Origin of the sequence: Paenibacillus xanthanilyticus (assembly GCF_042682185.1) — a bacterium.
Classification (GTDB): Bacteria; Bacillota; Bacilli; order Paenibacillales; family Paenibacillaceae; genus Paenibacillus_Z; species Paenibacillus_Z xanthanilyticus.
This window is the reverse complement of sequence record NZ_JBHUHA010000002.1, coordinates 2,052,561-2,078,411: the sequence shown is the minus strand read 5'-3', so window position 1 is coordinate 2,078,411 and position 25,851 is coordinate 2,052,561. Positions and strand designations below refer to the sequence as shown.

Annotated in this window: 24 protein-coding genes; all 24 read left to right on the top strand. The window is 60.3% G+C overall.

The window, feature by feature from the left end; all coding sequences use genetic code 11:
- The first annotated feature begins 3 nt into the window (after positions 1-3).
- The 24 genes from rlmD to ACFSKT_RS26440 all read left to right on the top strand — a co-directional run bounded on the left by rlmD (position 4) and on the right by ACFSKT_RS26440 (position 25,846).
- Positions 4-1,485 (top strand): 23S rRNA (uracil(1939)-C(5))-methyltransferase RlmD, encoded by a 1,482-nt coding sequence (gene rlmD / locus ACFSKT_RS26555; RefSeq protein WP_377720805.1) that lies wholly within the window; start codon positions 4-6, stop codon positions 1,483-1,485.
- 85 nt (positions 1,486-1,570) lie between these two features.
- Entirely contained in the window at positions 1,571-2,224 is a 654-nt protein-coding gene (locus ACFSKT_RS26550; RefSeq protein ID WP_377720806.1) for a M48 family metallopeptidase, read from the top strand.
- Between the two features lie 342 nt (positions 2,225-2,566).
- Positions 2,567-2,938, top strand: coding sequence for a hypothetical protein (locus ACFSKT_RS26545; RefSeq protein ID WP_377720807.1), 372 nt, complete (start codon positions 2,567-2,569; stop codon positions 2,936-2,938).
- 138 nt (positions 2,939-3,076) lie between these two features.
- Positions 3,077-4,642, top strand: a complete 1,566-nt coding sequence (locus ACFSKT_RS26540; protein ID WP_377720808.1) for a hypothetical protein — start codon at positions 3,077-3,079, stop codon at positions 4,640-4,642.
- 26 nt (positions 4,643-4,668) lie between these two features.
- Positions 4,669-5,538, top strand: a complete 870-nt coding sequence (locus ACFSKT_RS26535) for an ABC transporter ATP-binding protein (protein WP_377720809.1) — start codon at positions 4,669-4,671, stop codon at positions 5,536-5,538.
- Positions 5,520-6,170, top strand: coding sequence for a hypothetical protein (locus ACFSKT_RS26530; protein WP_377720810.1), 651 nt, complete (start codon positions 5,520-5,522; stop codon positions 6,168-6,170). Before ACFSKT_RS26535 ends, ACFSKT_RS26530 begins: the two co-directional genes overlap by 19 nt.
- Positions 6,171-7,065: 895 nt before the next feature.
- Positions 7,066-8,472, top strand: a complete 1,407-nt coding sequence (locus tag ACFSKT_RS26525) for a cellulose synthase operon protein YhjQ/BcsQ (RefSeq protein WP_377720811.1) — start codon at positions 7,066-7,068, stop codon at positions 8,470-8,472.
- Between the two features lie 4 nt (positions 8,473-8,476).
- The gene (locus ACFSKT_RS26520) at positions 8,477-9,352 is read left to right on the top strand and encodes a CpaB family protein (protein WP_377720812.1); all 876 of its coding nucleotides are present in this window, start codon (positions 8,477-8,479) and stop codon (positions 9,350-9,352) included.
- The gene (locus ACFSKT_RS26515) at positions 9,328-10,152 is read left to right on the top strand and encodes a hypothetical protein (RefSeq protein WP_377720813.1); all 825 of its coding nucleotides are present in this window, start codon (positions 9,328-9,330) and stop codon (positions 10,150-10,152) included. Before ACFSKT_RS26520 ends, ACFSKT_RS26515 begins: the two co-directional genes overlap by 25 nt.
- A gap of 15 nt (positions 10,153-10,167) precedes the next feature.
- Positions 10,168-11,628 (top strand): CpaF family protein, encoded by a 1,461-nt coding sequence (locus ACFSKT_RS26510; RefSeq protein WP_377720814.1) that lies wholly within the window; start codon positions 10,168-10,170, stop codon positions 11,626-11,628.
- Positions 11,618-12,595 carry a hypothetical protein gene (locus tag ACFSKT_RS26505; protein WP_377720815.1) on the top strand — a complete coding sequence of 326 codons (978 nt, stop codon included), beginning with the start codon at positions 11,618-11,620 and terminating at the stop codon, positions 12,593-12,595. The genes ACFSKT_RS26510 and ACFSKT_RS26505 overlap by 11 nt, the downstream gene beginning before the upstream one ends.
- A complete protein-coding gene (locus tag ACFSKT_RS26500) occupies positions 12,592-13,473 on the top strand; it encodes a hypothetical protein (RefSeq protein WP_377720816.1) in 882 nt (293 codons plus the stop codon). Before ACFSKT_RS26505 ends, ACFSKT_RS26500 begins: the two co-directional genes overlap by 4 nt.
- Positions 13,474-13,506: 33 nt before the next feature.
- Positions 13,507-13,653 carry a hypothetical protein gene (locus ACFSKT_RS26495; RefSeq protein ID WP_377720817.1) on the top strand — a complete coding sequence of 49 codons (147 nt, stop codon included), beginning with the start codon at positions 13,507-13,509 and terminating at the stop codon, positions 13,651-13,653.
- Between the two features lie 17 nt (positions 13,654-13,670).
- On the top strand, positions 13,671-14,156 hold the full coding sequence (locus ACFSKT_RS26490; protein WP_377720818.1) for a hypothetical protein: 486 nt from the start codon (positions 13,671-13,673) through the stop codon (positions 14,154-14,156).
- A 12-nt stretch (positions 14,157-14,168) separates the two neighbouring features.
- Complete coding sequence (locus ACFSKT_RS26485; RefSeq protein WP_377720819.1) at positions 14,169-14,666, top strand: hypothetical protein; 498 nt, start codon at positions 14,169-14,171, stop codon at positions 14,664-14,666.
- Positions 14,667-14,679: 13 nt separating this feature from the next.
- Entirely contained in the window at positions 14,680-14,913 is a 234-nt protein-coding gene (locus ACFSKT_RS26480; protein ID WP_377720820.1) for an EsaB/YukD family protein, read from the top strand.
- Positions 14,914-14,927: 14 nt separating this feature from the next.
- Positions 14,928-15,746 carry a DUF5050 domain-containing protein gene (locus tag ACFSKT_RS26475; protein WP_377720821.1) on the top strand — a complete coding sequence of 273 codons (819 nt, stop codon included), beginning with the start codon at positions 14,928-14,930 and terminating at the stop codon, positions 15,744-15,746.
- 13 nt (positions 15,747-15,759) lie between these two features.
- Positions 15,760-19,611, top strand: coding sequence for a type VII secretion protein EssC (essC, locus tag ACFSKT_RS26470; protein WP_377720822.1), 3,852 nt, complete (start codon positions 15,760-15,762; stop codon positions 19,609-19,611).
- 22 nt (positions 19,612-19,633) lie between these two features.
- The gene (locus ACFSKT_RS26465; RefSeq protein ID WP_377720823.1) at positions 19,634-19,969 is read left to right on the top strand and encodes a WXG100 family type VII secretion target; all 336 of its coding nucleotides are present in this window, start codon (positions 19,634-19,636) and stop codon (positions 19,967-19,969) included.
- Positions 19,970-20,255: 286 nt separating this feature from the next.
- Positions 20,256-20,555, top strand: a complete 300-nt coding sequence (locus tag ACFSKT_RS26460) for a WXG100 family type VII secretion target (protein WP_377488347.1) — start codon at positions 20,256-20,258, stop codon at positions 20,553-20,555.
- A gap of 91 nt (positions 20,556-20,646) precedes the next feature.
- Entirely contained in the window at positions 20,647-22,137 is a 1,491-nt protein-coding gene (locus tag ACFSKT_RS26455) for a hypothetical protein (RefSeq protein ID WP_377720824.1), read from the top strand.
- Positions 22,138-22,223: 86 nt separating this feature from the next.
- Positions 22,224-23,057, top strand: a complete 834-nt coding sequence (locus ACFSKT_RS26450; protein ID WP_377720825.1) for a hypothetical protein — start codon at positions 22,224-22,226, stop codon at positions 23,055-23,057.
- The gene (locus tag ACFSKT_RS26445; RefSeq protein ID WP_377720826.1) at positions 23,054-24,958 is read left to right on the top strand and encodes an Mbeg1-like protein; all 1,905 of its coding nucleotides are present in this window, start codon (positions 23,054-23,056) and stop codon (positions 24,956-24,958) included. Before ACFSKT_RS26450 ends, ACFSKT_RS26445 begins: the two co-directional genes overlap by 4 nt.
- A 27-nt stretch (positions 24,959-24,985) precedes the next feature.
- Complete coding sequence (locus ACFSKT_RS26440; RefSeq protein ID WP_377720827.1) at positions 24,986-25,846, top strand: copper amine oxidase N-terminal domain-containing protein; 861 nt, start codon at positions 24,986-24,988, stop codon at positions 25,844-25,846.
- The last annotated feature ends 5 nt before the right edge of the window (positions 25,847-25,851 follow it).

Genomic DNA, 25,851 nt, shown 5'->3' with positions numbered 1-25,851 from the left:
GGCATGAGCATACCGGTAAATAAGAACGACGTCGTCACGGTCGATATCGTCGGTCTGACGCATGAAGGCGAAGGGGTAGGGCGCGAACAAGGCTTTACCCTTTTTATACGAGGAGCGCTGCCCGGCGAGCGCGTGCGCGCCAAGGTGCTGAAGGTGAAGAAGCAGTACGGCTACGCCAAGCTGCTGGAGCATGAGATCGCAAGCCCGGACCGCGTCGACGCGCCGTGCCCGATCTATAAGCAGTGCGGCGGCTGCCAGCTGCAGCATATGGACTATGCGGCCCAGCTGCGCTGGAAGCGGCAGCACGTCGTCGACAACCTGGTGCGGATCGGGAAGCTGGCCGTCGCGGGCGAGGCGGCGCCGAGGGCAGGCGCGAAGGACGACGAAGCGGCCCAAGGCGCGGCGCGAGAGGGCGAGAGTGAGGGCATTCTCGTGCATCCGACCGTCGGCATGGACGAGCCTTGGCGCTACCGCAACAAAGCGTCGGTCCCGATGGGCATGGGCCCGGTCGCGGCCGAGACGATCGGCGCGGCGGGAGCGTCCCAGCTGATCGGCGGCTTCTACGCGAGCGGCAGCCACCGCATCATCGACATGGGCGCGTGTCTCATCCAGCATGAGCGCAACGACGAAGTCGTCGCGCAGGTGAAGCGAATCGGACGCGAGCTCGGCATCACCGTGTACAACGAGGAGACCGGACGCGGCCTGCTGCGTCACGTCATGACGCGCGTCGGCTTCGTGACGGGCGAGGTCATGGTCGTGCTGGTCACGAACGGCTACCGGATTCCGCAGCTGGACCGCTGGATCGAACGTATCCGCGAGGCGCTGCCGAAGGTTACGAGCATCGTGCAGAACATCAACATGCGGACGACGAACGTAATCTTCGGCGACGAGACGAAGACGCTGTGGGGCAGCGACGTCATCTATGACGAGCTGGACGGCATCCGCTTCGCGATCTCGGCGCGTTCGTTCTACCAGGTCAATCCGCTGCAGACGATCGCGCTGTACCGCAAGGCGGTGGAGTACGCGGGGCTGACGGGGACGGAGAACGTCATCGATGCGTACTGCGGCATCGGGACGATCTCGCTGTTCCTGGCGCGGCAAGCCGGCCATGTGTACGGGGTCGAGATCGTGCCGGAGGCGATCGAGGACGCGAAGCGCAACGCGGCGCTGAACGGCATCGACAACGCCGACTTCGAGGCAGGCGCGGCAGAAGTCGTCATTCCGCGCTGGCGCAAGGAAGGCATCGTGCCGGACGTCATCTGCGTCGATCCGCCGCGCAAGGGCTGCGACCCGGCGCTGCTGGAGACGATTCTGGCGATGAAGCCGCGTCGCGTCGTCTACGTCTCGTGCAATCCGTCGACGCTGGCGCGCGATCTGCGCGTCCTCGAGGACGGCGGCTACCGGACGACCGAGGTGCAGCCGGTGGACATGTTCCCGTGGACGGTGCACGTGGAGAGCGTGGCCGTGCTGGATTATCAAGGGTAGCGGAAGGAGAGGGGCGTGCGGCATGCACGGCCCTTTTTGCTTATGTAAGGAGAAACGTCAAATCTATAAGCGGGAATGATCGCGAATGAAAGTACAAATCGAAGATTACGAGATTGAGGTCCATGTCCAATACGGGCAGCGGAAGAAGCTGGCGATGCAGCTCGAGGCGAACGGTCACGTGACCGTCAAGGCGCCGAACGGTACGAGCGACGAAGCGATCCTAGGCGCGGTGCGGCAGCATGGGAAGCAGATCGCGAAGCAGCTGGCGGCCATCGATCGGGCGAAGGAAGATCATCGCATCCGAGAGTATGAAGACGAGGGCAAATTTCTTCATTTGGGCAAATATTACGCGCTGCACGAGCTGATCGAGACGGACGGCCGCACGGAGGACGAGCTGCGGCTTCAGCTCAAGAAATTCTATTTCGCCAGCTGCAAGACGGTGATCGCAGAGCGGCTCAAGGTCTACCAGCCGCGGATGAAAGCGAAGGCGAAGTCGTTCGATATCGTGGAGTCCATCACCAAATGGGGCAGCTGCAGCTCGGACAAGAAGCTGACGTTCAACTATCGGCTCGCCATGGCGCCTGTGGACGTAATCGACTACGTCGTCGTGCATGAGCTTTGCCATCTGTTCCATATGAACCACGACCGCTCCTTCTGGCGGCTGGTCGGAAGCGTTATGCCGGATTACAAGGAGAAGGAAGCTTTTCTTGCGCGGTATGGGGGACAGATGACGCTGTGAGAGGACAGGCTCGCTGCCGAGCGTTCGGAGTTTTAGGCCCAAAGTAGTAACTTCTCGCCAAGCCGGTAAGGGAAGCATGAGCACTTATATAATCGAGGAGAATGAAAATGTAAGTTTTTTAAACGTACAAAACAATTGCAAATACATCTGTAGCGGGTATCTCGCCATGGAAATGATAGAATCGAGCTGTATGGCAACCCGTGTATACCTCTTGTTCGCTCTCGCAACCAAAAATAGTAATGGATCTCTATTCCATAATCATCCAAATAAATGATACTATTTCCAACGAAGATGGCCGGTTATCTTCTTCACCCGATCTTAAAGGAGGAAATGGTTTCAAAGGTGAAAGCATGCATCGTATCCTCATCCGCAGTCGTCGTTCTGTCCTTTGGTTTTTCAGCCTATGCGGCCGATCAGCACACGTATGTCGTCAAAGGCGTTAACACAACGAGCGCGACAAGCGGCAAAATTAACGGCGCTGGCCAATACGGCCGTATCGATGCCGGACTAGCGCAAGGCCAGAACGGCCGCGTCTCGTTGATGAAATCGAAATCGCTCTGGCCGGACTCCACGGAATACAGCATCGATCTGAATTCATCGACGACGTACAAAGCGGTGGATTACTGGCTCGAGGGCGGCGGCACATTATTCTACCTGAAGGCGACCGGGGATACGGACGACGAAGTGAGTGGCAACCTCTGGAACTACAAATAAGATCGAAATACGCGCTTCAACCATCGCGGCCGCGCATCGGGTACGCCATTCCCGATCGGCGTCAGTCCGCAAAGTAACGGGATATCGAGGGGGGAGAAAGTTCATCTTTCTCCCTACTTTCCATTTCAAGGAGATGCAATGGGCAAAGAGTGGAAGCAATTCTGGGCACAGCCGCAATATTGGTCGGTGTTCGCCGCTGCGCAGCTCGTCTTTCTAGGGGTTGCGATGCGTCTGCTGGAAGGCTGGCAAGACATACCGGGCATGATTTTTTTTATGATGGCGTTTCACTTTCTATTTTTGCTGTACGGAGCGGAACAAGCCCGCTTGGAGGCGAAACATCATACGGGCGAACTTGTCTCCTCTTTCCCGAACGGCGCTCGTTATTACGGGATCAAGCTGGCGTATTGGGTTTCGCACTCGGCGTTCTGGTACGGCTTGTTCGTCGTCATTCTACTCCTATGCCTGCAGCGGCAGGGGGAAGCGATCACCGGCGAGATCGCATGGATTATCGTTCTCTACACGGGCTGCAACTGGTTGGTCCCTTTTTTCGTGTACATGGTTCTCGGTTATGCCTTGTTTTCACTGCTTCCTTCGTTGACGACTTACGTGGCGCTGGCAGCGGTGTGGATTCTGCTAAGTCCTTATAATCATTTCGTTCAACTGCTTCCATCGCCGTTGCTTCCGTGGCTGGCTATCAGCGATCTTAATTTTTCGATTACGCAGAACCTCTTTACGACGGAGCATATGATGATCGGCGATGGCGTGCGCTGGCAGCGGCTGCTCGCCGTGCTTGGCGCCGTTGCGATCTATGCGGCGGCCGTTCCGCTTGTGCGAAGGAAGAAGACGGTCCGGCTGCTGCTGATCCCGCTGCTCGTCGGCCTGATTCTGATCCCCGCGTTCGCGCCGAATCAGCGGTTAACAGACGTGTACGGCGGGCAGACGCTGGAGCCGAATCCGTTCGAGGCGACGAACGCGTACGCGATGAATGCCTATACCATGAACATTCGGCATGCCCGCGACGATCATCGCTTGAGTTACGAGGCCGAGATTTCCATGACGGGGAAAACAGGTCCCATCGCGCTGGCGCTGTGGGATGCCATACATATCGACGAGTTGAAGCTGGATGACAAGCCGCTTCCCTACGAACGAGCGGGCAACTGGGTCAAGCTTGTGCTGCCGGACGGCTTCGAAGGGACGGGCGTCCTGCGTTTGGCTGCGAGCACGGACGCTTATCCGGACGTAAATGCGACTTCCTTCGAGCTGTTATCCACGCTCCCCTGGTATCCGATGGAACCGGAGGAAGCGCGCGATCCGATGGGACACGCGAAGAAGGAGCGGTACGAGATTACGCTGGAGGGCGTCGATGCCGACCGCCTCGTCACGAATTTTGCCAAGTCCGAAGGAGGAGCGTTAGCCGGGGAGACATACGGCCCCACCTTGCTGAACGCGCCTTATGCGGTCGCCGGCCAGCACGTTCGACTGATTCATTATCCCGAGCGGACCGCGAGACAAAAGCTGGATGCGGTCGCGCAGTTGACGACGGAATGGAATCACAAATTAAACCGGAACGTTCAACTTCCCAAGACGGTCTACTATGTGTCATCCAGCGCAAATTTGTCCGCCAATCCGGCGGAGTTGTTCATCAAGCCGCAGCAAATGTGGCTGGGGGATCTCGTCCGCGAGAAGCTTTTTCCGCCATCATGATCACAGGATAGGAGGAACAGGAGAAGATGCTTCAATTGGAAGGTGTTACGAAGCGGTTCGGTCGGCGCGAGGTGCTGCAGCGGACGGATTTGTCGCTGGAGAACGGCGTGATCGGTCTGCTAGGGCCGAACGGCGCGGGCAAAACGACGCTGCTGCGCTTACTCGCCACCGTATATGAACCGACCGCCGGATCGATCCGCTTGAACGGCATTTCCTGGTCGGGCCAACCGGAGGAGGCGCGCAAGCGGCTGGGGTATTTGCCTCAGCATGTCGGCTTATTCCCGGCTTTATCCGCGCATGAATATTTGGATTACGTCGCGATCTTAAGAGGGATGGCGTCCGGCAAGGAGCGCGGGGAGCGGATAAGACAGGTCCTGAGAGAGGTGAATCTGGAGGAGCAGGCAGCGACGAAAATCCGCAAGTTCTCGGGAGGCATGAAGCAGCGGCTCGGCATCGCGCAGGCGATTATTCACGATCCCGAGCTGCTGCTTGTGGACGAGCCGACCGCCGGGCTGGATCCGGAGGAAAGACTTCGTTTCCGGGGATTGGTGCGTCGGCTGGCGGAGCGCCGGATCGTGCTGCTCTCGACGCACATTATGGAGGACGTCTCGATGACATGCGACAGCGTCTGCATGATGAAGCAGGGAAGACTGCAATATTTCGGAGCTTTAGAGGAGGTGCTGAAGCTGGCGGCGGGTAAAGTATGGACGGCACGGGTAACGGCGGATGTCTACCGGCAGTTAGAGGGGCGGCCGGATATTCAGATTATTCAAGCGTCCGATGCAGGCGGACTGCAAAGTTTGAGGCTGCTGGCCGAAGAACGGCCCATTCCGGACGCGCAGCCCGCGGAGCCGTCGCTTGAAGAGGGGTACATGAAGTGGCTAAAGGGACATTAAGTTTGTGGGGATACCTGGCGAAGACCCAGACCTTGTTCTTATCGCTGCCCGTCGCCGTGTGTTTCATCAGCTTCGCGCTTCGCGGCGGCACGGCATTTTCGGCGGTTGATTTTCTAGCCATGATTGGCTTCTGGACGCTCGTATTCCCGGCGGCCGCGATGAACGCTCCTCTAGGCGCGCTGCATCAAAAGGAGCTATTCGTGTCGATGCCCATCTCGCCGATCTCGTTCGGCATGGCGCAACCCGTCGTTCTGATTCTGCTCTACGGCGGTCTTCTCTCCGGCGCCTATATCGGCAGCGCTTCAGGTCCGGCCGCAAGCGTGGGTTCCGGTCCAGTTGTCCTTGCATTATTCGCCGCCGCCGCGGTCATGTTCGCGCTGACCTGCCTGCTGATCAACTTGTTCAAGAACGCCGCGGTCGGCCTCGTGCTGTCCATTGCCTATTTATTCTATGGCATGTTTACGACCGGTGCCGGTCAAGGGCCCCTGTATTTGTTTCAATGGTTCCGGCCCCGACCGCATACGCATCCGGACGAATACGCGATCATCCAAATGGTGGGGGCGGTCGGTTGTCTCTTGTTAAACTACGCCGTCATTAAATATCGGAGCAAGCTGCAGTTGACGCCGTACTAGATTACAGAAAGTCTTCGCCGATTGAGCGGAGGTCGCAATAAGGAGCAAAGCCGGACCGTGAGGTCCGGCTTTCTTTTGTGCGACGAAAGTTTCATTTTAATGAAGTCGATCCAATGAACGATTGGGTCTTCTTGCATATCGAAAAATGTCGAACACTTCATTCTCTACGTCTATGGTGTTGAATGTGACAGATGGTAGAATCTGAATGGACCGGGAATGCAGCCCCTCGAATTTCCGTCATAAGGCAGGAGACGGAGGCGATATGCGGGGCGCGAGGCGGTAATCGCAGGGCGATAGGCAGGCACAGGGAACGAGGACAACGGAACAACGATCGTTAGGCGGAGTAAAAAGGTCATGCTGCAAGCGTGCGCAAAGGATCAGCGCCGACTTGACTAAAAATAGGTCCGAACTCCCGAATCTCTCCGAACGATTGCCGCGTATGAAAGCAGCATGGCGAGCATGGGATTTCCCGGTTTGACAACTCGGTTGGATTTTTTTGTGTTTCACCCCTGTTTCAAGGGGGCGAATCGGGGTTAATAGCAGTAGTTAAAGCGGTCTCTTCCACATCATGTAAGAAATTGGTTGTTGAAAGAAGGAGACTCGCTAGCTATAATCACCTATAAAAATGTTACATAACTGGGACTCTATGTAATTACCTCGCAAATTCTCCGCTAACGGGGAGTACAATAGCCCACGCCGAAGCTCACACTTTCTTTAGCTGATTTTTAGGACGCCCGCGGCGGAAGCTGGTGTAAACTAGGAACCGTCACGCAACTGGATGGGAATATTCCCCTTTACTGATGCGACGCTGGATGTGCAATCGGCCTACATAATAGCGAAGTATGTAAATTTATGTAAAACATAATGATTCTATACAGAATGCGAGATGAAGCATGTGAAGGTGTTGTTGGTCTCCGGCGGTCTTCACCGGCTCGTATGGGCGTGCAAGCCCAAGCCGCTCGACATCGTCAACGACGATCCGCTGAAGCTTGCCGAAGCGCTAGCTTACATAACGCAAGCGGAGCTCCGGTTGGACGCGGTGCTCATCACCGACGAGGGGTTCGCGGAGTCCGGTCACCCGGATTCGGAAGAGGCGTTGTCCCGCCTTCTGGACGAGCTGACCGCGCGGCTGCGCCGCTCCGTCCCGGTGCTGGTCATCACCCGGGATCCGGCGCGCATGGCGGCGATCGAGCGGCTCGGCAGCCGCAGAAGCGAGCTGCTCTTACAGAAGACCAGCCTCGTACGGATTCCCGAGCGCATCTACCGGGAAGGCTTCGAGCGCTTGATGGGCGGCAAGGCGTCGTCGTCGTTCCTCGGCTTCGGCGCGAGAAGCCGCGATGCGCAGCCGGCGACCAAGCCGACCGCCCCCACCGCCGAACCCATCCCGGAGAAGAAGCCGTCCTTCCTGGACCGCCTCAGACCGAAGCCGAAGCCGACCGCGGGGAACGGCGAACGATCGGCGACCGACGCGCTGACCCGCGAGCTGGATAAGGTGAGCCGCGGCATCAGCCGGGTCATCGCGGTCACCGGCCACCGGGGAAGCGGCATGACGAGCACGGTCGTCAACGTCGCGAGCGAGGCGAGCAAGCGCGGCCTTAGCGTCATGATCGTCGACATGGACGTGGATTATCGCGGCATGAACATGTATTTTAACAGCTTTCACGAGCGAACCCGCAAGGACGAGGACATGAACGCCTCGCTCATCCGGACGCTCGCGAAGCCGCAGGACTACATGACGACGGCGTTCAACCTGCGCGAGAATTTGTGGCTGACCGGACTCGGCTACGAATTCGCGGATGAGCGCAGGATCGACCAGTTCTACGCCAGCGCCAAGCTGATCGGGCTGCTGTCGCTGCTGCGTCACCGGTTCAATCTCATCCTGCTGGATATGCCGCTCGATATTCTGCGCCGGTTTCAGGAGACGATGATCCACATCGACGGCTTCGCGCTGTGCGTACCGAACAACCTGCACGCGGTGCTCAGCACGCTGAAGAACGCGGAGGTCGTACTCGGGGAGGAGGCGCAGGGCTACCTGAACGCCAAGTCCAAGGTCGTCGTCACGAAGTACAACGACCGCTCGCGGTTCCAAGGCGAGATTTTCGCCCCGGATCAAGTGTCTCGGGTGTTGACGTCGGGCTTGTTGGATTCGTTCGCGTACGAGATGAAGGTTGCGGGCCATGTGCCTTACCTCCCGGAGTTCGACGCGCAGATCGAGACCGATCTCCCGCTGGTCCACACGAATCGGGATTTCGAGCATGCCTACGGGACCATACTTTTGCGATTACTGGAAGGGGCTACGTAAGTTCATGGATTTAAGCAGCTTGAAGAATACAACGCCCAACCGGCATCTGTTCAAGCGCATCGCCGCGGTTGTCTTCAGCTTGGCGGTAATTGTTGTATCGTACATGGTCATGACGAACGCCAGCAAGGAAGCGAGGGACGTCGTGGCGGTGCTGCGCGTGAAGCCGAGCGGCGGCGTGCCGGCCTATGCGCCGCTGACGGAGAGCAGCATCGAGAAGTACAACTTGATCAAATCCGAGTACACGGAAGACATGGTGCTCGCGGAGGACATCGAGGACGTCAAGGGCAAGCTGTCCAAGTACTACCTGCGCAAGAACAGCGTGCTGTACAAAGACCAGCTGGCCGACGAGAAGCCGCTGAAGAACGAATGGCTTTACCAGGTCAACGAGAAGAACGAAGTGCTTACGCTCCCTTATAACTTCCTCGAAGTCGGCGGCGACATCCTCGTCCCGGGCGACCGCGTGCGGATCCGCGTTTCCTACGAGAAGGAAGCGGCGGGCGGCGGCAACCCCAACCTCAGCTTTTCCACGTCATCCACGGTAACGAAAACCGAGATTCTCTTCGACAGCATCGTCGTCAAGGACATGCTGAACGCGAACAGCCACTCGATTTACGAAGTGTACAAGGAAGTGCAGAAGCTCAGCGAGGACAAGAAGCAGGAAGTCATGAAGAGCAAGGATTTTCTCGCCAACATTCAGCCCAGAGCGCTGGTGCTGGAGGGGACGAGCGCGCAGATCAACAACTACGCCAGGTATAAGGGGCTGGAGGGCAAGTCCTTCCTGATCACGATCCTCAGCCGCAAGAATAGCGACGTCATCCTGGATCAGCTGCCGACGTTGGAGAAAGAGGTGGAGTCGTGGATCGAAGAAGAGAGCCGATAGGCTTCGGTCAGATTTTCCGCAAAATCTCCTCCAAGGAGCGGATCGGCGCGGACATGCAGGGCGGCGAGCTCATCTACAGCGTGGTCGGGTTCGTGCCGGCGTGCGATTTCGTCGACAACGCGATGCTGATCAGCAACCTCGGCTACCTGCTCTCGCAAAAAGGCCTTAACACGTGCATCGTCGATTTGAAGGTGTTCTATCCGAACCTGTACCAATACCTCGACGTGAAGCCGGTGAAGAAAGCCGACGGCCTGCTCAAGAGCGACAAGGTCGACTTCCGGGAAGAGATCCAGGCGACCAAATACGACAAGCTGTATCTGCTCTCGCCGAGTCCGCAGGATCTGATGGAGGAGTATTACGACTTCGACTTCGAGCATCTGGAGCGCGTCATTCAGACGCTGAAGGGCATGTTCGACGTCGTGCTGCTGGATATCCCGAACAACCCGCCATTGGAATTTTGCCTCGGCGCGATGAAGTTCTGCCACATCGGATTTTTCACCGCGGCCGAGCGAATCGAAGCGACGCACCATATGGTGAAGCTGCTCGATTACGCCAGCTCCGTCGGCATCAGCACGGCGAAGTTCACGAGCGTCATCCTGATGAATCTGATGGACATCGAGTTCGATTACAAAGTGATGCGGGAGACGGGCTTCAACATCGTGGCCGCGCTGCCGCTGGTCAAGGACGCGACCGCGCGGGCGCACGAAGGCAAGCTCTACGTCAAAGACAATCCCCTGCTGAACAAGCATTTCATGAAAGAACTATCACGGCTGGCGGGCCAACTCGCGGGCCAATCCTAGGAGCTGAAGCCGCTCATGCTGACGCGCAGCAAGATTAGCGACATGCAGCAGAAGGTGCTGCACCACACGATCAAAAAAGAAAACATGGAAGACCTGGCGAGCAAATACACGACCATCAGCTTCGAGGAAGCGCTGGAGCTGTGTCAGAAATACATCACGAAGGTGACCACCCACGCGTTCCGGCGCGAGAACGACCCGGCCCGCAAGCGCGAGATGACGAAGGCGTACATCAACGAGTTCGTCGATTCCCAGAAGCCGTCGGTCGACGGGTATTACGACCTGCTTCAGCTGAAGAGCGCGCTCATCGACGAGATCACGCACTACGGGCCGATCACGCGGGCGATGGAGGACCCGGCGATCGACGAGATCCGGGCGAACGGGCCGGATCAGATTTTCGTCGAGACCGGCGGGCGGTCGCTCGCGTGGGACCAGCATTTTACGGACCGCGAGCATATGGAGCGCATCATCGCCAAGCTGATCGGGGTGTCGAAGGTGCGTCTCACGCCGAAGATCCCGATGGTCAATGCGCGTACGATCGAAGGCTATCGGGTGAACGCCACCCATGCGGAGATTTCGCCCTACGACATGCCGGCCTTCGTCATCCGCAAATTCAACAAGAAGCAGATCACCCCGCGCATGTTCGTCGAGAACCAGTCGTTCACGGCCAATATGTACAAGCTGCTCTCGCTCATTCCGAAAGCCGATCTGAGCTGGATCACCGTCGGCGCGACCGGCAGCGGCAAGACGACGCTCAACGAAATTCTCGTCAAGGAGATCAACCCGCTCTCGCGCATCATCACGATCGAGAATCCGTCGGAGATGCGGCTGCAGCAGCGCGAGGAAGGCAGCGAGCACGGGCGCATTCGCAACGACGTGCTGCAGTACGAGTCGGTATCCGAGGAGGACGATTCCTCGCCGGCGACGATGGAGAATCTGCTCATCAACGCGATGCGGCAGTCCCCGCACTGGATCGGACCGGGCGAGCTGCGGACGCCGGGCGAATTCGCCACCGCGCTGCGCGCCGCGCAGACCGGGCACTACTTCTTCTCGACGCTGCACGCCGAAGGGGACAAGGAAGCGATCTACCGGTTCCTGACCGCCTACCTGATGGTGTCGAACGAGCCGGCGGAGCTGGCGCTCCGCAACATTTGCAGCGCGGTGAAGTTCGTCATCTTCCAGGAGAAGCTGGCCGACGGCACGCGGAAGGTGACGTCGATCTCCGAAGTCATCGGCTCGGAGGGGCTAAACCCGATCATCAACCAAATCTATGCCTTCGAGGTCGAGGACGTCATTGAAGAGGGAGACGGCTCCCATAAGGTCGCGCGCATCGTCGGCAAGCACAAGCGCGTCGGCAAGCTGTCGCCCAAGACGCAGCAGCTTATGCTGAAGGCGGGCATCAAGAAGAGCCGCTTCGAGCTGTTCACCCAAGACCCCGCAGCAGACGAAGAAGAGGTGTACGCGATCGATGGATACTGAAGTTCTGCTCAGTCTGCTGCTCGGCCTGGCCGCCTTCCTCGTCTTCAACACGGTGTTCGAGGTGCGCTTCTTCCAGGGTCTCGGACGCGCTTCGCTCGAGCTGCTGGATACGCTGGCCGAGCATCTGGGGCGCTACAACACGAAGCGTTACATCGACCGGGTGAAGAAGGAGCGCATCGTCAAGCAGAAGGAGAACGTCTACGCGCGCTACAACCGGATGGTGGAGGGGCTCATTCTCGATTTCAACATGCCCTTCACGCTGGAGAGCTTCACGTCGATGCTGTGCATCGGCTTCGCGCTCCTCGCGCTCGTCATCGTCTTCTTCATGCAGAGCGTGACGCTGTCGGTCGTCATTACGATCTCGATCTTCGTCGGCCTGCTCACCTTCTTCGTCATGCAGTCCCGGTTCATCAAGGCCGAGCGGCTTGAGCAGATCATGGACGCCGAGGACATCATCTGCCCGCTCGCCCGCGAAGGCGTGCTGGTGGCGATCAAGAAGGTGATGGAGAGCGACGAATACATCCATGCGAATTTGCGGCCGTACTTCCAGCAGTTCATTGATAACTGCGACAACAACGGCTATTCCTTCAAGCAGGCGATCCAGCTGCTCAACCGGCAGCTTGGCCCGAAGTTCGATAATTTCGCGAAGAAAGCGATCGTCTTCGAATACAACGAGCGCAAGGGGATGGCGGACATCTTCCTCGACATCGTCGACGAGAACGCCGTGCTGCGGGAGATCAACGGCAAGAAGGACCGCATTTTCCGCAAAATGAACCGCGACTTCATGATGAAGACCGGCATTATCGTGCTGTTCTTCCTGTACGGCCTGTCGGTCGAGGACTTCCGCGAATTCATGCTGGAGAGCAACCTGGGCAAGCTCATCAACACGGTGCTGATCAGCGTCATCTGCCTGAGCTTCGCCCGCACGCAGGTGCTGCAGGGCAACCTGGGGAGCGGTGAACGATGATCGCGTTATCGAAGCTGGCCGCGATGCTCGCCATTATTTATCTCGTGAAAGTCTTCCTGTACCCGTACTTCAAATCGGTCAGCCGAAGCCAGAAGAAGCGCTCGCGCCTCTACATGAAGGAGCGCAAGCAGGCGGCCGCCCGCGAGCGGTGGGGACGCATCAAGCGCGAATTCGCGCGGAAATACGTGACGCACCTGCTCAGCCCGGCCGAGCGGCTGCGCTTGACGAAGATCGTCGAGCGGCTCGATCTGGCGAAGAAGCCGGAGGAGATTCGCGCCGAGCAATTCTTGTACGCGGGCGGGGCGCTGCTGCTGACGCTGTTCATGCTGAAGGTGAATTTGATCCTCGGCTGCGGCTCGGCGCTGCTCATCCTGCTTGGCTGGCTGTACCCCGTCGACGAGCTGGAGAAGACGATCGACCGGAAGAACAAGAACATTTCGCTCGATTTTCCGTCCTTCTACAGCATGGTCTATTACCAATATTCCAAGTCGGTCAACATCCATCTGGCGGACGTCATCAAGGACTACATCCCGAACGCCAACCCGGACATCGCGGAGGAGCTGGGCGTCATGCTCGACAACATGGATTACGGGGAAGCGTTCGCGCTCAAGCAGCTGAAGAAGCGGGTGCCGATGCACTACATTATCAAGTTCTGCGACATTATGGAGACCCGGCTCAAGGGCTACGACAACGTGTCCCAGATGCAGTATTTGAAGAACGAGATCGACGGCTTCCGCATCCGGGCGCTCGAGGAGGAGCTGGAGCGGCGGCAGCGCAGCAACGGACGCATTCAGCTGACGCTGATCGGCGTGCTCGCGGTCTACATTGTGATCTACTACTTATTTACAATCTTAGATTCCATGAAAATGTTCCAATAATCGCAAAACTCATCTATCAGGGGGAAATCAAGCATGAACGTCAAGCAAATCGCGGTCACCGTGGCCGTCATCGTATTGATCGGGTTCGTCGTCACGACATTGAAAGGCGGCTTGCTGGCCGAATGGATCGACCAGGTGTGGGACAAATTCATGTCGCTCATCGACAGCACGATCCGCTAAGCGGCGGGTGAAGCGCCATGCGGGGAATCGCTAAAGCGGTGCTGATTACGATCCTGACCTCCGTGTGCATCGTGTTCCTGACGAATATGGCGTTCTTCTTCCCCTGGTATTTGACGCTGATTACCGAGACGTACGGGGTGACCCAAGTCGTCGCGGGCGATAACTACCTGAAGCGATCTCATTACGAGGACGCGATGGCGAGGCTCGAGGAGCGGCCGATCTTCCGGGACAAGGCATCGGACATCGAGATTATCGTCAAGAACGAGGACGGCTACGACGCGATCGGCAGCGACGACGAGACGAGCTACGAGAATGCCGCGGAGATCGACAAGCCTTACCGGCAGCGGGGCAAGACGCTGGACGTCGAGGTGAAGGCGGTCTATCCGTTCACGATCACGCTGTGGGGAAGGAAGCTGGAGCGCGAGCTGCCCGTCTCCTTCTCCCTGACGGCGACGGGGCTGAAGCACTACAAGGATTTGGAGTATTACTACGACACCGAATAAGGATGAATAGCCGTGAGAACGATGGCGATCGGCATCTTGCTGGTCATATTGGCGTCGATCTTCATCGAGCCCTTGACGGAGCTGGTCAACGTGTTCCGGGAGCGGCTCGTCGTCAGCACGGCCGTGAACAACGCGGTGCGGGCGGCGAAGGACCGGAGCTTAGAGTACGAGCTGCTGCGGGGGCTGGATGCCCAGATCGACGAGAACCGCTTCAAGGCGTATTTCGAGACCGCGTTCGAGGACGCGATGAACATGACCCGGACCGGCTCGGACGGCGATACGATGATCTTCCGCTCGGACGACGGCAAGTATAACGACTTTCGGGTTGCGCTTGCGTTCGACGCGAAGGAGGACCTTGCGAGCGGGCAGATCGTGACCGAGGTGGATGTAACCGTCGAGTCGGACTATAAATTCAAGACCAAGTATCTCAAATTGGCGGAGGACGCCAACAAGGACGCCGGGTTCCGGCTGATCGCGGAGCGGAGCTTCGTCGTCTCCGTGAAGAATTAGGAGGGACGCGCGAATGGACGATTACATCCTGGTGACGCTGGCGCCGGGCCGCCGGCCGAGCGTCGAGCTGAAGCTGCCGGCGTTCGTCCCGCTGGGCGAGCTGCTCGGCATGCTGGGCGAGGCGCTGGATCTGCCGCTGGACGGGAGCGCCAAGCTGCAGGCGGAGCCGCTCGGCCGGGTGCTGGACAACAAGCGGACGCTGGAGCAGGAGGGCGTCGCCTGCGGCGCGCTGCTGACCGTAGTGTGAGAAGGAGCGAGGACATGTACGGCAATCGGCAAAACGGAGGATTGATCGCAAGCGCGGGCGATGAGCGGATCGTCGGCGACGTCGGTCGGCATAGCGGAACGTACATCATCGAAGGGCCAGGCGATGCGCCGCGCCAGCTGCGCGAGGGCGTGTTCTGGTTCATGCAGGCGGGCGGCCCGGGCAGGCTGCTCTACAGCGATCAGCATCGCGGCAGCCGGCTGTACCGGATGGAGCTGGCCGAGCGGCGGGAGCAGCTGGTGCTGGACCGGCCGTGCTACATGCCGCTGCTGGCGGAGGACGGCATCTATTACATCGACGAAGAGGATCAAGGGCTGTACCGCTGCGACCGCGACGGCCGCGAGACGGAGCCGCTTGTCCGAGAGCAGGTGCAAGGCTTCTTCCTGGAGGAGGATGCCGTCTGGTATGCCGCGGCGAAGGGCATCAAGCGGTGCGCGCGGGACGGCTCCGGCGCGGAGCTGATCGCGCAGGCGGCCGCCGCCTTCCTGCTGCCGGTCGGCGACTATCTCGCCTTCGCGGATACGGATAACGGCAGCAGGCTGGCGCTGCTCGAACGCCGTAATGGCGAAGTCCATGCGGAGCGCGCGATCGCGGCGGCCAGCCTCAACACGGACGGGCGCTATCTCTATTGCGCCAACGCGCTCGGCGGCCATCATATTTACCGGTACGATCCGGTGCTGGGCAGCAGCTTCCGCATGAGCGGGGAGCGCGCGGATTATTTGCATATCCTGGACCGCGACCTCTACTACATGCACGGCGGCGCTTGGCGCAGGCTGTCCTTGGACGGCGGGGAACCGGTGCAAATTACGTTGTAAGGCAGGGTTATCGATGAAAACAGAATTTAGCCGTCAGCCCCGGTTCCTGCCGGAGCTGCCGCGGGGCGAAGTCGAGGTGCCGAACCCGCCGACGATGAGCGAGAAGCCGGAGATTTCCTGGTTCGGCCTGCTCGTGCCGCCGGCCGTCATGCTGGTCATTACGCTGCTGATCGCCATGACCTCGCAGTCGATTTTCATGCTCATCTCGATCGCGACGACGGTGATGACGCTCATCGGCTCGTTGGCCGGAGCGGCTTCGCAGATCCGCAAGTACAAGCGCAAGAAGAAGGAGCGGGAGGACAAATACCTGCAGTTCATTACCGATACGCGAAGCGAGCTGGGCGTCGCCCGGGAACAGCAGGCCAAGGCGATGAACGAGATGCATCCCGAACCGGGCGAATGCGTGCGGCGCATCGCGGGAACGAGCAGCAAGCTGTGGGAGAAGACGCCGTCGGCGGGCGATTTCCTGTCGCTGCGCGTCGGGGTCGGCAGCGCGCCGATGGAGCTGCGGATCAACTATACGAAGCAGGCGATCATCCTCGAATCCGATCCGCTCATCATGGAGCCGCAGCGGCTCGCCCGCGAATTCGAGCGCGTCCCGAACGTGCCGATCGCGGTCGATCTGATGAAGGCCGAGATTTGCGGCATCGCCGGCGAAGAAGAGAAGACGAGCGAGCTGCTGCGGCTGATGCTGCTGCAAGCGGTCACCCATCACGGGTACGACGACATGCGGCTTATTATCCTGACCAATGGCGAGAAAGTCGGAAAATGGGAATGGCTGAAGTTCATTCCGCATGTATGGGATGACGGCTATAATGTCCGCTTCCTGCTCGCGAATCAGGCGACGGCCCGCCAGACGCTGGGCGAGCTTCATGCCATTCTGAAGGAGCGGGAGACGAAGAGCGTCGGGGGGAGCGTGCTGCCGCATTACGTGTTCGTCGTCGAGGATCCGTCGCTGCTGGAGAACGAGCAGATCGGCCGCTACCTTTACAATGGCTGCGCCAAGCTCGGCGTGTCGACGATCTTCACCGCGCTCCATACGGCTTACCTGCCGATGAACTGCAAGACGGTCATCCATCTGCAGGGCAGAAGCGGGGAGCTGGCGAACCGGGCGACGGGCGAGAAAATCGTCTTCACCCCGGATAGCGCCGATTCGCTGAATCTCGAGCAGGCGGGCCGCGCGCTCGCGCCGCTGCGGCTGAAGAACACGTCCGCCGCGTTCGCGATTCCGCGATCCGTGACGCTGCTCGAGATGCTGGGGGCGCGCGAGGCGAAGCAGGTTCATCTCGTGCACAACTGGCACCGGAACAAGACGTACATGGGTATGCGCGTGCCGATCGGCGCGAGAGCCGGCGGAGAGCCGGTCTACCTCGACATGCACGAGACGGGCCACGGTCCGCACGGCTTGGTCGCCGGGACGACGGGCTCGGGCAAGAGCGAATTGCTGCAGAGCATCATCGTCTCGCAGGCGGTTCATTTTCACCCGCATGACGTGAACTTCGTGCTGATCGACTACAAGGGCGGCGGCATGGCCGACGCGTTCAAGGGCCTGCCGCATCTGGCGGGCACGATTACCAACCTGGGCGGCAACCAGACGACGCGGGCGCTGCTCTCCATCAAGAGCGAGCTGCTGCGACGGCAGCGGATTTTCTCCGAATTCGGCGTGAACAGCATCGACAAGTACCAGAAGCTGTATTACAGCCGGCAGGACGGGCGGGCGATGGTGCCGATTCCGCATCTGATCATGATCGCGGACGAGTTCGCGGAGCTGAAGCAGGACCAGCCGGAATTCATGAAGGAACTCGTGAGCGCGGCGAGGGTCGGCCGAAGCCTCGGCGTCCATCTCGTGCTCGCGACGCAGAAGCCGGCGGGCGTCGTCGACGACCAAATTTGGAGCAACTCGAAGTTCAAAATCAGTCTTAAAGTGCAGGACGAGCAGGACAGCCGGGACGTCATCAAGCGGCCCGACGCGGCCATGATCAAGGAGCCGGGACGCGCTTACCTGCAGGTCGGCAACGACGAAGTGTTCGAGCTGTTCCAGTCCGCCTACTCCGGCGCGGATTACGATCCGGACGGCGCGCTGCGCAAGAGCGAGAACCGGGCCAAGCGCATCTACAAGGTGGCGTGGAACGGCCGCCAAGAGCAGATCTACCCGCTGGCGGAGGAGAAGATCGTCAAGCACGAGCTGCCCTCCCAGCTGGATACGATGGTACGGCACATTCGCGAGACCGCGGAGGAGCTGGGCATCGAGCCGCTCGCCGGTCCGTGGCTGCCGCCGCTGCCGGAGACGCTCGATCTGGCGCCGCTCGCGGAAGGTGGGTATGCGGACGGGAAGTGGCCGGCGCAGCCGAAGCTGCTGAGCGTGCCGGTCGGCCTGATGGACGATCCGCGCGGGCAGCGGCAGGAGCTGCTGGAGATCGATTTCGCCCAGGAAGGGAATCTGTTCGTGTACGGCAGTCCGGGCACGGGCAAGACCGTCTTCCTGCGCACGCTTTGCTTGTCGCTGGCCCACCGGTATTCGCCGGAGGACGCGTTCGTGTACATCATGGATTTCGGCGGCAACGCGCTCAAATCGCTGGAGCGGCTGCCGCACGTCGGCGGCGTCATGACGCTCGAGCAGGAAGAGAAGATGGCGCAGTTCATGCTCTACATGGGCCGGACGATGGAGGAGCGCAAGCAGCTGTTCGAGGACGCGGGCGCCGACGGCTTCGCGGATTACCGTCGAAGCGGACGGCGGCTGCCGGCGATCGTGCTGCTCATCGACAACTACTTCGCCTTGTCCGAGACGTACGAGGACATGGACGCGGAGCTCGTCGTCCTCGCCCGGGAAGGCGCGAAGTACGGCATTTATCTGGCGGCGACGGCGACCAATGCCACGCTCATCCGGTATAAGCTGTCCGTCAATTTCAAAATGGCGCTGACGTTCCAGCTCACGGAGAAGAGCGAATACGACGGCATCGTCGGCCGGACCGAGGGGCTTGAACCGGCGAAGGTGCCTGGACGCGGCCTTATGCGCGGCAAGCCGCCGCTCGAATTCCAGGCGGCGCTGCCGGAGCTCGGCGAGCTGGGCACGGAGGCGCTGATCGCGCGGTTCGAGGGCACGGGCGCGCGGCGGGCGACGCCGATCCCGATGATGCCGGCGCGCATCGACATCCGCGAGCTGAACCGAGGACGCCGGGAGCTGGCGATCGCGCTCGGCAGTCACGATCTGCAGCCGGTCGTGCTCGATCTGCAGGCCACGCCGGTCGTCATGGTGGCCGGCGACGCCATGAGCGGCAAGAGCACGCTGCTCGTCTCGTGGATCAAGACGCTCCGCGAGCAGCAGCCGGACCTGACCGTCTACGCGCTGGACTCCGGCTCGATGGGCATCTACGAGCTGTTCGGCCAGCCGGGCGTTCACGACCTGACCGCCGTGGAGGATATGTACGACTTCACCGGCGAGATCAAGGAACTGCTGGACGCGCGCCGAGCCGAGCTGCTCGCCTGCAAGCAGAGCGGCGGCAGCCGCGAGGATGTCGTGGCGGGCTGGAAGCAGATCGTGTTCGTCATCGACCGGCTGAGCGAGCTGACCGGCAACGACATGTACGCCCTGCACGAGCTGCTCGAGCGCGTCGTCAAGCAGGAGCGCGGCATGAAGATCGCGGTCCTCGCGGCGGACAACACGTCCGACCTCGCCTCGAATTGGGATTCGCTCGGCAAGGCGATCCGCGAGGAGCAGACGGGCGTGCTGCTCGGCCGCTTGAAGGAGCAGAACCTCTTCTCCGTGAACGTGCCGTACGGCGTGCAGGAGAAGCATACGGATTTCGGCACCGGCTATCTGGTCGTCAAGAACCGGTACACCGGGCTGAAATGCGCGACATTCTAGCGACGAAAGGCGGGATGATCCCATGTCTGCAAGTCCTTCCGACATTCGGAGAAACGCGCATGCAATCGATAGCCTGGCCGCCGAGGTCAGGCAGGAGGCGGGTCAGATCCGCTCGGCGTTCGGGCAATCGGAGCGCTTCTGGACCGGGACGGCCGCCAAGACGTTCCGCGCCGAGCAGCAGTCGCTGAATCAAGAGCTGACGGCGCTCGCGCGCAAGATCGAGGCGCTCGCCGGCGGCGTGGAGCGCATCGCGGGCGAGGTGCAGCGCGCCGAGCAGGAGCGGGCCGAGAAGAAGCGCGCCGCGGAGCGCGCGGCCCAAGAGGCGCTGAAGCAGAAGCAGCAGCAGCAGCGCCGGTAACCGGCGGACCGCTTGAGGGCGATGGTTAAGGAAAACCTTCGGGTGAAAATGAAGCTTTGTCCGTTAGGACAAAAGCGTGCCCCGATAAAGCCCACCCGCCGACCGCAAACAATTGAACCAGCACGAAAGCGGGAGTCCAGAGGGCAAAGTCCTTTGGTTCCCCTCGGCGGAGGGGGAAGGGGGAGGGAGCGTCGTCAAAGGGGCGCAGCCCTCTTAACCTGACAGCATTGCGCTTGCGTGCGGAGCCGAGAGCGCAAGCCATATTCCATGAAGGGAGGTGACATCCATGGCGGGAAACAATTTGACGTTTAATCCGGATCAGGCGCTTGGCGTAGCCAAGTCCATCTCGAGCAAAGCGAACAACGCGCAGACGCTGGTCAACCAACTGCAGAAGGAAATTCATGCGGTTAGCGGCTGGTGGCAGGGCGAATCGCAGACGGCGTTCGTCGAGCAATTCGACGGCCTGATGCCGAGCTTCAAGGAACTCATTCAATGCGTGGAGAACATCAGCAAGAACCTGACTCAAATCGCGAACATCAAGCAGCAAGCGGAGCAGGAAATGGCAGCGAAACTGCGCTCCCGATAAGCAATTTCTCACAAGGCAGGCGGTTATACGTCCTGCCTTGTGATTTACTCCAGGACAGGATCGTCATGTAAACGAACGGTGGAGGGAACCCATGTTGGCGTTGACGGATAAACAATATTGGCTGCTGACCGCGGCGGCGGACGCATTTCGGGCGTGTCCCGCGAATGGTAACCGTATAAGGGAAATAATGGCGCATCTGGCGGATGAACCCACGGAGACGACGGACGTCGGTTCCACGTACCGGGCCGCGGAAGCGCTGCTGGCGGATGACCGCTTGAGCCGGCTGGTCCTGACGGACCGGATGACCTTCGGCGCGGCGGAAGCCTACGCCTTTCACGATGAACACGAGGATAAAATCTTTATCTTTACATATAAGACGGCGAATGAAGCGGAAGCGCTGACGGCGCTGTACGGCGCGGAGAGCAAGCTGCTCGCGGAGGCGGGCGCATTCCTGCGTCGGAATCGGGGCGCTGGAGACTGCCGCGTCACCGGACGCGGGATTGGCGGAGCGCTGGCGGCGTATGCGGCGCTGGCGGCAGATTCGGCCGAACAGACGGGCGAAGGCGTAACGGAGCAAGCGTTGACGGCAGCAGACGAGGCAGAATCGGCGCGGAATGCGGCTGCGGAAGCTGCGGCGACGGCCCGGAGATGGACCGCGGCTGCTCGGGAAGAGGACGCGTCGGCTGTCGCGGATCGCGTCGATGTCTCGACGCAGGCGCCGACCTTGGCCGCGGACGCGTCCGGCGCGGTGCAGGGCGTGATTTTCGATGCGCCGGGCATTGCGGGCAGGCTTGTTGGCGAGCATCGCGGCAGCAGCGGGCTCGTCCGCTACGTCTCGCAGGACAGCTGGCTGTCCGCGGTCGGGACGCACGTCGGGGAGGTGCGCTTCGCGGCCGAACCGGGCGACGCGGCAGATGCGCAGGGGGCGCAAGCGCGGGCGGCAGAGCCTTTCCGCTTCGGGCCGGACGGCCGGGTCGTGACGGGCGAGCCTAGCGCGATCTATGCGCTGCTCAGCCGGTTCCATCGGCTCACCGAAGCCGAAGCCTCCGCGCCGGCGTCCGAGCTGGTGCTGCGCGCGTTCGCGGAAGCGGCGGGACTCGAGCAGGAAGCCGAGGAGCAGCCGGGCTTCGTGCTGCTGACGATGATGGAGCGGCTCACGATGGTGAGCGCGACGCTGGGGCTGGAGACCGTCAAGCAGCAGTTCGAGCGGCTCGTCTACCGCACGGTGCACGTATGGAAGGAAGAGGCGGGCGCGTTGTTCCGCTCGCTGCCGCCGGAAGGGTTGGGCGAGCGGCTGGAGACCGCGAGCGCATCGTGCGCCAACGAGATCGCCCAGCTGACGGAGCAGGTCTACGCCTCGGTGGAAGCCGTCCTCAGCGCGCTAATTCTCGCGAACGGAGACGAGGCTAACCTCGTCGACCATTTGCAGCTGTCGCTGGAGCATTTCGCCGAGTGGTTGGAGGAACGCATGGACCGGCTGGAAGAAGAGATGGGCGCCCAGCTGGAGGCTTACGTGAGCGTGCCGGCGATCGGCGATTTGCGCGTGCCGGAGTTTGATTTTCAGCTCGAGCTTGGCGAGTAGTCTTGCCGCGGACGGCGGACGCGCCGGCCGGCAGGACCGGCCCGCGACTAGGTCTGCGACGCGGTTGACATAAAGGAGGCGTTATCATGAAACGAAACTATAAAAAGGCGGTGATCGGCATGCTGCTCGTATCGATGCTGGGCTTGATCGGCTGCGGCGGTTCGAAGGACGAGAAGGCCGTGAAGAAAATCGAAGAGGCGCTGCAGGCCAAATACGGCGAAGCATTCAAGGTCGAAGGCTTGGGCGGCGGCTTCGGCACGATGAACAGCAACACGCTGAAGGCAGTCATCCATCCGGTTAGCGATCCATCTCTCAAAGCATCGGCGGAGATCACGAAGGATCTGGAGCGGGTGTACGACAAGTATTTGAACGAGAAGCTCGCGAGAGACGCGCGGGAGCCGATCGGCGAATTGGCCCGGGGAATTTGGGGCGACATGCGTCTCGAGGTGTCGAACGACACGGGGATGACCTACCCCGAAGAGGCCGATACGTCGATGTCCTACGCGGACTTCATTAAGCTGTACCCGAACAACTGGCAGATCGTCAGCGTCTACCTCGACGGAAGCAAGTACATGTACGCGAAGGGCGACTTGAATGCGGAGGAAGAGATCGCCCGCTATGAACAATTCGCCGAGCAGCTGAAGGCGAAAGGGTATGTCCGCAGCAGCGTCTATATCCACTACTTGATGCCGGACGTCTATGCAAAATTCGACGAGCTGACCAAGGAAACGAAGGCCGTCGGCTCGCTATTGTTCGACGAACAGGAGGAGGACGGCACGCTGAACGTGCTGACGATCTCCGGGTTCAAAATCGACGAGAATGGCCGTTTGGACGCGACGAAGGCGGTGTTCCAAGCGGACTTCGACCGCTGGCAGCAGGAGAGACGGCAGGGCGCGCAGCGGATGGGAGCGTCCGAATGAGCGGCGGGCTGAGCGAGAACGAGCTGCGGGAGCTCGCCCAGCTGGTGTACTTGGACATCAAGGGAACGCACAACGGCGTCGACTTGGACATCCAGAGAACGTATAACCAAAAAAAGCAGATTACCGTTGGCCAGCTCATCGATTATTACACCGGCACGGGCGAGTTCTCGAACACGACGCAGGGCATCGACAAGCTGAAGGAGCGGTTCGCGAGCGATCTGAACGGCAAGAACGAGTACGAGCACTGGCTCGAGATGCTGAACAAGATGGACGACACCGAATCCGCCAACTGGGTCATCTCCGACGTCGTTTCGAAGAATGCGCAGCAGCAGTCCGGCTTCGTCGCCTTCACCGTCACGACGACGAGCAACGAGAAGGTCGCCGTCTTCCGGGGCAGCGAGCCGATTAACGACCCGCTGTACCGCAACGACTGGAAGAACAACGGCACGACGGCTTATACCGACGAATCGCTGCAGCAGGCGGACGCCAAAGCGTACATGTCGCGGTTCAACAACCATAACGGCGACCTGTATTTGACCGGTCATTCTCTGGGCGGGAATCTGGCGCTCTACTCCTCCTTTATTTTGCCGGACGAGCTGCGTCAGCGGCTGATCTCGGCCACGACCTTCAACGCGCCGGGCTTCAACCGCGGCGTGCTCGATAGGTACGCTTCCCAGATCGCGGAGATGAACGCGAACGGCCAGCTCCGAGAGTTCCGCAACCGCCATGACATCGTGCCGGCATTGTTCAGCAATCCGTCGGCGGGCATCTACATCGACACGCTGGCCACGGGGCTCGGGTTCGCGCACCACTCCATGTTCTCCCTGATGATGAACGGGGACGGCGAGACGTTCAAGCGCGCCGATAAGCAGGACGGCGGCGCGCTCGTCCCTCGCCTGATCCAGAATCTGACCGTGGGGCTGGAGGTGGTGCCGGCCCGCGTGAAGGAGCTGCTGCTGCAGGAGGCGTTCAAAATGTGGGACGGCCGCTTCGAGATCCAGCATTTCGTCCTCGGCGCGCTTGCGCTGATCGGCGTTATCGCCGGGGGACCGGCTGTCGTCGTGACGGCGCTGCTCGGCGTCGTCCGCGCCTTGGTGGCGCTCGTCGTCATCGGCTTCGTGCTGAACACCGTCATTCCGATGCTCCAGAAGGGGCTCGAACGGTTGAAGGAGCTCGCCGTCACGTTCTTCAACGAAGCGGTTGATTTCATTAAGGAGACGGTGCAGAGGGTGGTCGAGATGGCGAATCTGATCGGCGATCAGATCGTCGATTTCGCCAAGCGGGTCAAGGACGCGGTGTCGAACTTCATGACCAAGCTGAAGGACGGTCTAACTAAGTTCATCAACGATACGATTACCGCCGTCAAAGCCAAGTGGGATGCGCTCGTGCGGGCGAAGGACGCCGCCGTCCGGAAGATCGGCGACGTGTTCGGCAGGGTGAAGGCGAAGATCAAGCAGGAGAAGGACGAGTTCGTCGCCGGCGTGAAGTCGTTTAAGGACAAGCTGGTCGGCAAGGTCAAGTCGGGCTTGACCAAGACGGTGAGCAAGATTGCGGCTGCTGCTGCGGGCGTGGCGCGCGGGGCGACGATTCTGGCGAATCTCGGTCAGCTGGAGAATCTGCACCGGACGCTGCAGCGCAAGGAGGAACGGCTCGAGGAGCTGGCCGAGCGGGCGCTGTCTATCGCGTCGGGCGTATCATCCGGCGTCGGCAGAAGCTACCACGAATACTACGTGCAGAATCAGATCCGCCAGGTGCAAAGCCTGTGCGACGCGGTGCGTACGGAGAAGCGGCGGGTCGCCGAATCGATGGCGCATTACGCCAGAGGCTTGAAGTTTACGCTCGATAAATACCGGACGATGGAGGCCAAGCTCGTCAGTCTGTCGCGCGCGGCGCTCCACTAACCTAAGAGACCAGGAGGAATACGACACATGACCATGAAACGCTTTTCTTTCGCACTCATCATCGCCGCTCTGATGTTCACCATCGCGGGCATGCCGGCCGCGCAGGCCGCATCCCCGCTGCCGCTCCGCGTCGTCGTGAACGGCAGCAAGATCCAGTTCCCGGACGCGCAGCCGTTCGCCGATGCGAACCAGCGGGTGCAGATCCCGATCCGCTTCGTCAGCGAGGCGCTCGGCGCGAAGGTCGCTTGGAACGGCACGACCAAGAAGGCGGCGATCAGCCTGAAGACGACGTCGCTGGTCATCACGATCGGCAAGCGCAGCTACACGCTGAACGGCGTGACGAAGCAGATGGACACCGTAGCGCTGACGCGCAATCAGCGCACGTTCGTGCCGCTGCGTTTTGTCAGCGAAGGTCTCGGGGCCGTCGTGCAATGGGATGCCGACGCGCGCACCGTGTACATCAACACGGACGGCAAGACGCCGGTGAAGGAGACGCCGACCGAGGGGAACACGAAGGAAGCGACGGTGCACGGGGCAACGTTTAATTATCAGAAGTCGGGACCGTACAGCGATCCATCCTATGTCACGGCCGCGCAGCTGCGCATCGTGGATTATGGCAAAACGACCGAGAAGGATCTCATTTTTATGGATGTGTCGATCAGCTTCACGCATAAAGACGCCGACCCGACCGAGGCGATGAATGAGGCGCAGGCGGTGCTGGAGCAGCTGCTCGAACAATCGACGGCCGACGCGGTCATGAACTACGCGAGAACGAAGACGAAGCGGGAACAATCGCTGGACACCAAGACGTTCACCGATTCCAAGTACGGCGTCATGGTGGCGTCGAATCCGAACTCGGACATTCGCATCGCGATCTACAATAAATAGGTGAC

Coding starts and splice junctions, on each gene's coding strand:
- ACFSKT_RS26535 (WP_377720809.1), top strand. CDS start 4,669: ATGCTTCAATTGGAAGGTGTTACGAAGCGGTTCGGTCGGCGCGAGGTG.
- ACFSKT_RS26480 (WP_377720820.1), top strand. CDS start 14,680: ATGGACGATTACATCCTGGTGACGCTGGCGCCGGGCCGCCGGCCGAGC.
- ACFSKT_RS26455 (WP_377720824.1), top strand. CDS start 20,647: ATGTTGGCGTTGACGGATAAACAATATTGGCTGCTGACCGCGGCGGCG.
- ACFSKT_RS26450 (WP_377720825.1), top strand. CDS start 22,224: ATGAAACGAAACTATAAAAAGGCGGTGATCGGCATGCTGCTCGTATCG.
- ACFSKT_RS26520 (WP_377720812.1), top strand. CDS start 8,477: ATGGATTTAAGCAGCTTGAAGAATACAACGCCCAACCGGCATCTGTTC.
- ACFSKT_RS26495 (WP_377720817.1), top strand. CDS start 13,507: ATGAACGTCAAGCAAATCGCGGTCACCGTGGCCGTCATCGTATTGATC.
- ACFSKT_RS26475 (WP_377720821.1), top strand. CDS start 14,928: ATGTACGGCAATCGGCAAAACGGAGGATTGATCGCAAGCGCGGGCGAT.
- ACFSKT_RS26445 (WP_377720826.1), top strand. CDS start 23,054: ATGAGCGGCGGGCTGAGCGAGAACGAGCTGCGGGAGCTCGCCCAGCTG.
- ACFSKT_RS26510 (WP_377720814.1), top strand. CDS start 10,168: ATGCTGACGCGCAGCAAGATTAGCGACATGCAGCAGAAGGTGCTGCAC.
- ACFSKT_RS26505 (WP_377720815.1), top strand. CDS start 11,618: ATGGATACTGAAGTTCTGCTCAGTCTGCTGCTCGGCCTGGCCGCCTTC.
- ACFSKT_RS26490 (WP_377720818.1), top strand. CDS start 13,671: ATGCGGGGAATCGCTAAAGCGGTGCTGATTACGATCCTGACCTCCGTG.
- ACFSKT_RS26550 (WP_377720806.1), top strand. CDS start 1,571: ATGAAAGTACAAATCGAAGATTACGAGATTGAGGTCCATGTCCAATAC.
- essC (WP_377720822.1), top strand. CDS start 15,760: ATGAAAACAGAATTTAGCCGTCAGCCCCGGTTCCTGCCGGAGCTGCCG.
- rlmD (WP_377720805.1), top strand. CDS start 4: ATGAGCATACCGGTAAATAAGAACGACGTCGTCACGGTCGATATCGTC.
- ACFSKT_RS26460 (WP_377488347.1), top strand. CDS start 20,256: ATGGCGGGAAACAATTTGACGTTTAATCCGGATCAGGCGCTTGGCGTA.
- ACFSKT_RS26465 (WP_377720823.1), top strand. CDS start 19,634: ATGTCTGCAAGTCCTTCCGACATTCGGAGAAACGCGCATGCAATCGAT.
- ACFSKT_RS26500 (WP_377720816.1), top strand. CDS start 12,592: ATGATCGCGTTATCGAAGCTGGCCGCGATGCTCGCCATTATTTATCTC.
- ACFSKT_RS26440 (WP_377720827.1), top strand. CDS start 24,986: ATGACCATGAAACGCTTTTCTTTCGCACTCATCATCGCCGCTCTGATG.
- ACFSKT_RS26540 (WP_377720808.1), top strand. CDS start 3,077: ATGGGCAAAGAGTGGAAGCAATTCTGGGCACAGCCGCAATATTGGTCG.